Consider the following 8,469-nt stretch of genomic DNA (forward strand, 5'->3'; position numbering starts at 1 on the left):
GGAACGCAACGACCACGGTGTGTCACTCGCGGACGAAGAATCTCGCGGAGAAGACGCGTAACGCGGACGTACTCGTTGGCCGCCCCGGGGCGTCCCCCGAGATGATAGACGGCGAGATTCTGTCGGAGGGTTGCGTCGTCGTCGACGTGGGCATCAACCGCGTCGAGGCGGACACCGAGAAGGGGTACGAACTCGTCGGCGACGTGGACTTCGAGAGCGCGAAGGAGAAGGCGTCGGCCATCACGCCCGTCCCCGGCGGCGTCGGGCCGATGACGCGCGCGATGCTCCTCTGGAACACGGTGAAGGCCGCGGGCGACGCCGAAGCCGTCGACGTCGAACTCCCCTGACCGACCCGTCGTGAGCGACGACTCCGGACCGTTCGAGACGGACTCGGCGGGCGTCGTCCGCCGCGAGAGCGAACGCGAACTCGACCGCGAGTCGTTCGAGTCGCTCGCCGCCCGCATCGACGCCGGGATGGACTGGGGCGTCGCCGCCCTCGTCGAACGGGACGGCGAAGTCCTCCTCGTCCACCAACGAGACCGGTGGGTGCTCCCCGGCGGCGGCGTCGAAGACGGCGAGAGCCGCGAAGAAGCGCTCGTGCGCGAGGTGCGCGAGGAGACGGGACTGGAGGCGACGGTCGGGTCGCTCCGGTCGGTGACGCGGCAGACGTTCGCGCACGGCGGCGAGACGACGACGTTCCGGTTCGCCGTCTACGACGCCGCCGTGCGCGGGACGCTCACCGACGACCCCGGCCTCGCCGACGAGAACGTCGCCGACGTGGGGTGGTTCCGGACGCTCCCCACGGACACGCTGGACCGACCGTTCCTGCGCTTTCTCCTCGACCGTTGACGCCCGCCGTCCCCGCGGCGCGCCGGGGTCGCAGCGCGTTCCGTCACCGGTGCGTGCAGACGACCAGTCGGTCGTCCTCGTCGGTCACGCAGAACCGCGCGTTGTCGGCCACGTCGAACGAGTGCGACGCCCGTTCGGTCAGGAGGATGCGGTCGAACGGGTCGCCGCAGGCCGGACACGGCACCGCGTCGCGGTTCTCGTACAGGGTGCGTCGCCGTCGTCGGTGAGAAGCTTCATCCGGTGGCGGACGGCGTGTTGGTCGAATCGCTCGGCCATCGGCGGTGAAGGGACGCCGGCGGTGAAAGTCGTTTTCCTCCTCAGGCGAGTCGCGAGAGTCGGTCCCGCGCCGCCGCGAGGGCGGACTCGTCGTCGTCTCGGACGTACGCCGTGAGTTCGCGTGCGGCCCGCACGAGCGACTCGGACTGTCGGACGGACACGTCGCCCTGCAGGGCCTCGACGCGCTTGACGTGTTCTCCGAGCGTCGAGAGCGTCGTCCGCGCCTCGGGGTCGGGATGGTCGTCGAGCCACGTCGAGAGGTCGCGGCGGAACGCCGCGAGCGACTCCGCGTAGGCGAGGCCGCGCGCTCGGTCATCGAGGGCGGCACCTCGTCGGGGGGCGGGCCGTTCGCCGCGGTCCGCCCCCCGGAGGAGCGACAGGACGTACAACTGCGTCTCCTCGTCGGGGTCGCGCCGGCGAACGAGGACGTCCACCGCGTGGAGCAGTTCGCGGGCGGCGAGGTAGGTGTCGTCCACGTCGCGGAGTTCGCCGCCGTCGATGAACCCGCGCGCCCGGAGGTACGTCCGCAGGTCGGTCTTCAACGCCTCGGCCGCGTCGGCGACCGACCCCGCCTCGGCCGCGTTCCGGTGTTCCGAGAGGTCCAACGGGTCCGCGCTGTCGGTGTGGCGCGCGCGACCGCCGACGCCGACGCTCTGCATGCCCCCGCAGGCGGGACACGCGACTTCGCCGGTGTCGTAGTACGACCACTCCTGTCCGCACGACTTGCACCGCCGTCGACCCCGAATCTCCATGCGCGAACGTGGGCGGGCCCGGGACAAAAGCCCGACGCACGGCCGACGCGGGCGTCAGTTCCTTGCGGCCGAAGCGCGTACGGCGACCATGCGCTCCGAAGAGGAGATACGAGAGCAGTACGAGTTCCTCGCCGAAGAACTGGAGTCCGAGGAGATGCGCCACGGCGGCGTCAGAGAACTGTTCACCCACTACAAGCGCGCGCTGGGGTGGGTCCTGGAAGAAGAGCACATGTGACTCGGCGACTCGCCCCAAGAGGCAATTCCCACGTCCGTCGGTATCTTTAAGAGAAACCAGCCAAAAGTAGCAGGTGACGCTTCGCTTTGGAGGGCCGAAGCGTCAGCGGGGACCAATTCAGGGCGGCAAGCATCCACGCGATTTTCGCGTGGCTTGCTTCCTTTTCCGGAACTCACGTCTCGGAGATGTATCACTCTCGTCGGGTCCGTGGCCGTCGCGAACGACGCGACGGGTCGACGGCGACACGTATTCACGAACTTACAGCTTTCGACGGTCGGAATTCTCCGATTACGCCGTCGTTGGGTCGGGAAGACCCGTTCATCTCCGATATGTTTATTTCAATCAGACAATAAGGGACGAATTGAATTTACCAATGTACGACTTGACAGGATTCCAGCGTGATCTGCTGTACGTCATCGCTGGGCTAGACGAACCCCACGGACTGGCAATCAAAGAGGAACTCGAGGACTACTACGAGAAGGAGATTCACCACGGGCGCCTGTACCCCAACCTCGACACCCTCGTGGAGAAGGGACTCGTCGAGAAGGGGCAACGTGACAGACGGACGAACTACTACACGCTGACGCGCCGGGGTCGCAGGGAGATAAAGGCGCGAAAGGAGTGGGAAGGGAACTACATCGACATCGAGTACGGCGGCGTCCGCGTCTGAACGTCGGCTGTTTCTCGGTATCTGCCGTTCCTGTCACGAGGTCGTCGACCCGTCGTCTAGCGGGTTCGACGTCTCGGACGCGTCTGTGGGCGCGTCCGGCGCATCGTCGTCCGGCGAGACGGCCGTCTCGTCGTCGTCCGCGGCGACGGACCGTTCTCCGAGTTCCGCCTCGTACTCCGCCCCTGGGTCGACGGCGTAGGGACGAATCGGCGCACCGCTGACCAGTTCGGGGAGGACGTACTTCGCGAAGTTGACGACCAGCACCAGAATCATCGGCATGAAGAAGATGCCGTACCACCCGAACAGGAGGGGGCCGAACGTGTACGCGATCATCACCGCGCCGACGTGGAGACTCCGACCGGAGACGTACGGGCGGAGCACCAGGTCGGGGATGGTGTCGACGACGACGAACGAGAGCGCCACGAACGCGATGACGAACCAGAACGCCGCGGGGTTCGAGACGTACGAGACGGCCGCGAGGTAGAGCGCCACGGGGACGTAGACGAGTTTCATCCCGACGACGGGCACGAGACTGGCGACGCCGGCCAGCAGTCCGACGAGTGCGGCCGCGGGGATGGCCACGCCCGGGGGCGCGACCACGTTCAGGGCCGTGTAGGCGATGACGCCGATGGTCCCCGTCAGGACGGCGTTGAGGATGTTGCCGAAGAAGATGTTCTTGAAGTCGCGGTCGACGGCCGTCACGTACGCCTCCATCACGCCGCGGTCGTCGGAGAAGTTCGACCGGAACCACCGCGCGAACCGGTAGTCGTCGCGGAGCAGGTAGAACGCCAGCGCGATCATGACGAACAGGTGGACAGCGCCGATGCCGAAGAACGCGAGCGTGTCGGCGGCCGACCCGATGGACGAGAGCACCTGCGACAACTGCGCGCCGGTGACGTCGGAGAGGTCGAGCGACAGCAGCGTGTTCGGGTCCGCGAGTCGGGAGAGTTGTTCGGTCGTGATGGGGTACTGCGAGAGGTCGAAGAAGCCGTTGCTCGTGAGTTTCACCAGTTCGTTCACGACGATGGTGAGCGCGTAGACGACGAGCGTCAGGGCGGGGAGCGCGAGTGCGAAGAGCGCGACGGCGGCGGCCAGACTGGGCGGACGGATGCGCCGCTTGAGGCGGCGGTAGATGGGGCGCGTGGCGTAGTAGATGAAGATGCCGAAGACGAACGTCCCCACGAACGAGTAGAAGACGTAGACGAGGGCAGCGACGAGGACGAGGCCCACGCTCCACCACCCCATCCGCGAGCGTTCCATCTGGAGGAGGGACATATCCGTGAACGGACCCCGTACCAGCAAAAGTCTGTCGTGAAATCCAACACGTTTCGCGGCGATGCCCAGTGAACTAAAGTCGGCGGGCGGCGAACGGAGGAAGGATGTCGTCGCTCTCGGCCCTCCTCTTGCAGGGCACCGACGTGGTTTCTGCCCCTCTCTCCAGCAACGTCGTTCGGCTGATTCTCGCCGCCCTGCTCGGGATGTTCCTCGGGCTAGAGCGCGAGTGGTCCGAGAAGTCGGCCGGCATCCGGACGTTCAGCCTCACGAGTCTCGTCGCCGCGGTGTTCGCCCTCGTCGCAACCGAGTCGGCACTCGGCGTCGCCCTCCTCACCGTCGGCGCGGTGCTGGTCGTGGTGCAGGGCATCCTCCTCGCGGTCAACGGCATGCTGGAGGAGGGAAGCGGCCTCTCGCTCACCACGTCGATGTCGCTGATGGCCGCCTACGGCGTGGGAACGCTCGTCGCCCTCGGCTACACCCTGCAGGGCGTCACCGTCGCCGTCGTGTCGTCGTTACTGCTCGTGCTGAAGCGCGAACTCCACGGGCTCGCCGGCCGACTGGACCGCGAGGAACTCCGCTCGACGGCCGAGTTCGCCATCCTCGCGTTCGTCGCCTATCCCCTCCTCCCGGCGGAGTCGTACACCATGTACGGCGTCACCATCGACAGCCCCCGCGTGGCGTGGCTCATGGTCGTCACCGTCGCCGGCATCGGCATCGTGAACTACGCCGTCGTCCAGCAGTACGGCGGCCGCGGCATCGCGGTGACGGGCTTCTTCGGCGGGCTGGCCTCCTCGTCGGCCGTCGTCGGGACGATGCTGGACCACGTGCGTCAACATCCCGACGCCTACCGCTACGGCGTGGCCGCCGTCCTCCTCGCGGACGTGGCGATGGCCGTCCGGAACCTCGGCATCGCCATCGCCTTCACGGCGACGAACACCGCGCTCCTCGGCGTCGTCCTCCCCCTCGGCAGTCTCGCCGTCGGCGGCGTCGTCGCAGCGTGGTACGCCGCCGACTGGGGCGAACAGGTCGACATCCCGCTGGAGAGTCCGTTCTCGCTCCGCAACGCCCTCGCCTTCGGCTTCGTCTTCCTCCTCATCCTCGTCGTCGGCACGGTGGCGCAGAGTCGGTTGGGGACGCTCGGCCTCTACGCCAGTTCGTTCGTCTCGGGGTTCGTCTCCTCCGCCGGCGCGACGACGACGGCCGTCCTCCTCTTCCGAAGCGGGAGCATCGGTTCGACGGCCGCCACCGTCGCCATCCTCCTCGCCACCGCGTCGAGCGTCCTCGTGAAGGTGCTGCTCGGACTGGCCGGCCCGCGGCAGTTCACCCGCTCCGTGACGGCGTGGTCGCTGGGACTCCTCGCCGTCGTCGGCGTCCTCACGGGCGTGTTCGTCGTCGTCGGCGTGGTGTAGCAGTCGGTCGCCGCGGATAGCGGGCGTCCCGCGGCGCAGGTCGCACATCGCCTCGGCGTTCGCGTCCGACGGAGCCCCGGCGCCTCGACCGAATCACCGACTCGGTGGTCTATCACGAACAAACGAACTTCTTAACTCGGGAGAGACACACGGGGGTTCATGGACCGAGACACCGCCACCCCGCAGGTGGACTCCCTCCCCGGCGAGAAGGCGCGCGAGTGGGTGGACTACCACCGCTCGACGGCCGCTCCGAGCACGTACGTGTACGACTTCGTGTGGGACGTCAGCGCCGACGCCGAGGGCCCGTTCTGCACCGACGTGGACGGCAACGTCCTGCTGGACTTCACGAGTCACGTCGCCGCCGCCCCGTTGGGCTACAACAACCCGAAGATACTGGACCGTCTCCGCGAGTTCGACCTGGTGGACCCGCTCAAAATCGCCGGACAGGACTTCTACGTCTCGCACGGGTCGCCCCCCGGCGAGAGCGAGTTCCCCGGGCCGGCGGGCCTGATGGAGCGTCTGGTGGACGCCACGTCGCACTACGGCATGGACACGGTGTTCCTGTCGAACTCCGGCGCTGAGGCGGTGGAGAACGCCATCAAAATCGCCTACGACGAGTCCGACGGCGCGAAGTACGGCGTCACGTTCGAGGGCGCGTTCCACGGGCGGACGCTCGGCGCTCTGTCGCTGAACCGCTCGAAGTCCGTCTACCGCCGCGACTTCCCCGAGATATCGGGCGTCGTCGACATGCCCTTCTGCGACGACCGGACCTGTTCGGCGGCCTCCTGTTCGTGCGGCTTCTTCCCCGACGAGTCGTCGCCCGTCTCCCGCCTCCGGCAGAAACTGGACCCCGAGAAGGGGAACGTCGACCCCGAGGACGTGGCGTACGTCGTCCTCGAACCGATTCAGGGCGAGGGCGGCTACCGCATCCCCTCGGACGCGTTCATGGACGAACTGGCCGCGCTGGTCGACGAGTACGACATCACGCTCATCGCCGACGAGATTCAGTCGGGCGTCGGCCGCACTGGCGAGATGTGGGGGTCGGACCACTTCGCAATCGAACCCGACGTCATCACGTCGGCGAAGGCGCTCCGCGTCGGTGCGACCGTCTCCCGCCGGGACGTGTTCCCCGAGGAGAAGTCGCGCATCTCGTCGACGTGGGGCGCGGGCGACATCATCGCCTCCCTGCAGGGGTCGCTCACGCTCGACGCCATCCACGACTACGACCTCATGGCCAACGCCGTCGAACGCGGCCGGCAGTTCCAGGAACTCCTCGGCGACGCGGACCTCGCGCCAGTCACCGACGTGCGCGGGAAGGGCCTCATGCTCGCCGTCGAGTTCGACTCGAAGGAACGCCGTAACGAGGTGCAGGAGACCTGTCTCGCGAAGGGGCTGCTCACCCTCGCCTGCGGCTACGACGTGATTCGCATCCTGCCGCCGTTGGACGTGACCGAACGCGAGATAGCGCTCGGCGCGTCGCTGTTCTGCGAAGCGGTCGCCGAGTGCGCCTGACTCGCGCGGGGCGAGAGCCCGCTTACGTCGCCCGTGGCCGCCGACGTCCGTACCGGTAGCCGAGTGCGAAGACGGCCGCCGGGACGAAGACGTACGTGACGGCGGAGACGGCGAGACTGTACGTGAGGACGGTCTGTCCGACGGTTCCGACGCCGGCAACCACGTCGGGAAGGCACCGCCGCCCGCTCGCGCGCCGGAGACGGCGGCGTCGAGCGCCGCTTCGAGGGCCATCGGTAGCGCCACGACGACTGCCACCCCGGCGAGGTGGCCGGCGAGCGACCGAGTGTCGTGTTCCACAGTTGTCAGACGGAGCGGCGACGGATAGCGTTGGGGGCGGCCCCGGGCCGACTCACCGTTCGTCGGCGACGACGGTACCGAACACGTCACCGAGTTCGCGCAGCGACCCCCGTCCGACGAGGTAGTACGTCGTCGCTTCGACGCGCGGTTGCCACGCCGGCCGGTCGCCGTCGGCCATGCTGACGCCGACGTGGCCCGCGCGAATCCGACTGGCCGCCTCCGCGGCGAGGACGCTCGCGAACGGCGAGTCGTGCGTCTCCCGGACCGAGCGGAACGTCCGCATCGCCCGGCGTTTCGCGCGGAGGGCGCGCCCGGAGTCGTAACCGTCGTCGTTCGGCGAGACACCGAGGTTCGACAGGGCGAACTCGTGGGCGCGACGGGCGAGAAGCGCCCGCGCGGCCTCTGTCGTCCGCTGGACGAGGTGGCCCGAGCGGTAGCCGTCGGCGTCGTAGCCGAAACGGAAGTCGCCGTCGAAACACAGCGTGAACAGCTCCCACCGGGCCGCGCCGTACGGCGTGGACTGGTCGATATCGCGTTCTCTGAGCGCCTCTTGGAACTCGTGACGGCGCGGGTACTCGTCTATCTCGGCCACCAACGAGTCGAGCGCCGTCGCCAGCGACTCCCGGTACGGCCGCGGGTCGTCGGCGAGATTCTCGCGGTACTGGTCGCGGTAGCGTCTCGCGTTCTCGATTCGCTGTTCGGCCTGCAGGTGCGACCCCACCGTCCCCGCCACGTCGCCCGCGTCGTACGATTCGGCGGGGGGCGACGCCGCCGGTGAACGTCCCGTCGCGGTGCGAGTCGAGCCGTGCGAGCGAGAGTTCCCGCTCGACGTAGTAGAGGCGGCCGAGGTCACGGGCCGGGTCGGAGACGAGGTAGTCGCCGAGCGAGTCGCGGACGTCGTCCGCCGCCGTCCGCAGTCGGTCGCCGCGTTCCACGATGGCCGCTGCGTCCACCTCGCCGAGGGCCACCTTGGCCGCGCCGACGACTTCGCCGGCGAACTGCATCCCGTACGTCGCGTCGAACAGTCGCTCGTGCGGGTCCGACTCCGACTTCGCCGTCTCCAACCACCCGCCCGAGGGGTCGCCACCGCGGAGGTAGAACGCAACGTCGTCGTCGACGTCGGCGGTGTCGACGCGCTCCCGCAACCGCCGCGCTTCCGTCACCGCCGCTTCGAGGCGGGCGACGGCGTCGTCG

General features: G+C 68.3%; 11 protein-coding genes and 1 pseudogene. 7 read left to right on the forward strand and 5 right to left on the reverse strand.

The features are described 5' to 3' along the window. Window positions 1–347: pseudogene (locus GJ632_RS16315) on the forward strand (bifunctional 5,10-methylene-tetrahydrofolate dehydrogenase/5,10-methylene-tetrahydrofolate cyclohydrolase); the annotation flags it as partial. A gap of 10 nt (window positions 348–357) precedes the next feature. Continuing rightward, window positions 358–849: an NUDIX hydrolase gene (locus tag GJ632_RS16320; protein ID WP_343161219.1), complete on the forward strand. Its 492-nt coding sequence runs from the start codon at window positions 358–360 to the stop codon at window positions 847–849. 43 nt (window positions 850–892) lie between these two features. On the opposite strand, the gene GJ632_RS26020 is transcribed toward GJ632_RS16320, so the two are convergent. Then, window positions 893–1,033 (reverse strand): hypothetical protein, encoded by a 141-nt coding sequence (locus tag GJ632_RS26020; protein WP_394351826.1) that lies wholly within the window; start codon window positions 1,031–1,033, stop codon window positions 893–895. 133 nt (window positions 1,034–1,166) lie between these two features. Next, a complete protein-coding gene (locus GJ632_RS16330) occupies window positions 1,167–1,877 on the reverse strand; it encodes a hypothetical protein (RefSeq protein WP_191453508.1) in 711 nt (236 codons plus the stop codon). 88 nt (window positions 1,878–1,965) lie between these two features. Here GJ632_RS16330 and GJ632_RS22310 point away from each other — a divergent pair, with 88 nt between their 5' ends. Then, window positions 1,966–2,112, forward strand: a complete 147-nt coding sequence (locus GJ632_RS22310) for a hypothetical protein (RefSeq protein WP_177232592.1) — start codon at window positions 1,966–1,968, stop codon at window positions 2,110–2,112. 373 nt (window positions 2,113–2,485) lie between these two features. After that, the gene (locus GJ632_RS16335) at window positions 2,486–2,782 is read left to right on the forward strand and encodes a PadR family transcriptional regulator (protein ID WP_089807344.1); all 297 of its coding nucleotides are present in this window, start codon (window positions 2,486–2,488) and stop codon (window positions 2,780–2,782) included. Between the two features lie 33 nt (window positions 2,783–2,815). Here GJ632_RS16335 and GJ632_RS16340 read toward each other — a convergent pair whose 3' ends face one another. Then, on the reverse strand, window positions 2,816–4,057 hold the full coding sequence (locus tag GJ632_RS16340) for an AI-2E family transporter (protein ID WP_089807342.1): 1,242 nt from the start codon (window positions 4,055–4,057) through the stop codon (window positions 2,816–2,818). 104 nt (window positions 4,058–4,161) lie between these two features. Between GJ632_RS16340 and GJ632_RS16345 the strand changes: the two genes are divergently transcribed. Beyond that, window positions 4,162–5,466, forward strand: a complete 1,305-nt coding sequence (locus GJ632_RS16345) for a DUF4010 domain-containing protein (protein ID WP_191453509.1) — start codon at window positions 4,162–4,164, stop codon at window positions 5,464–5,466. A 159-nt stretch (window positions 5,467–5,625) separates the two neighbouring features. Then, a complete protein-coding gene (locus tag GJ632_RS16350) occupies window positions 5,626–6,978 on the forward strand; it encodes an aspartate aminotransferase family protein (RefSeq protein WP_191453510.1) in 1,353 nt (450 codons plus the stop codon). Window positions 6,979–7,000: 22 nt separating this feature from the next. On the opposite strand, the gene GJ632_RS16355 is transcribed toward GJ632_RS16350, so the two are convergent. Together GJ632_RS16355 and GJ632_RS23995 are read right to left on the reverse strand one after the other, a co-directional pair. Beyond that, entirely contained in the window at window positions 7,001–7,141 is a 141-nt protein-coding gene (locus GJ632_RS16355; RefSeq protein ID WP_191453511.1) for a hypothetical protein, read from the reverse strand. Between the two features lie 186 nt (window positions 7,142–7,327). Further along, entirely contained in the window at window positions 7,328–8,008 is a 681-nt protein-coding gene (locus tag GJ632_RS23995) for a hypothetical protein (protein ID WP_231751616.1), read from the reverse strand. 58 nt (window positions 8,009–8,066) lie between these two features. Here GJ632_RS23995 and GJ632_RS24000 point away from each other — a divergent pair. Then, the coding region (locus GJ632_RS24000; RefSeq protein WP_231751617.1) for a hypothetical protein at window positions 8,067–8,469 on the forward strand (403 nt) is incomplete at its 3' end.

The organism is Halogeometricum sp. CBA1124, assembly GCF_009741955.1.
In the GTDB taxonomy this organism is placed as follows: Archaea; Halobacteriota; Halobacteria; order Halobacteriales; family Haloferacaceae; genus Halogeometricum; species Halogeometricum rufum.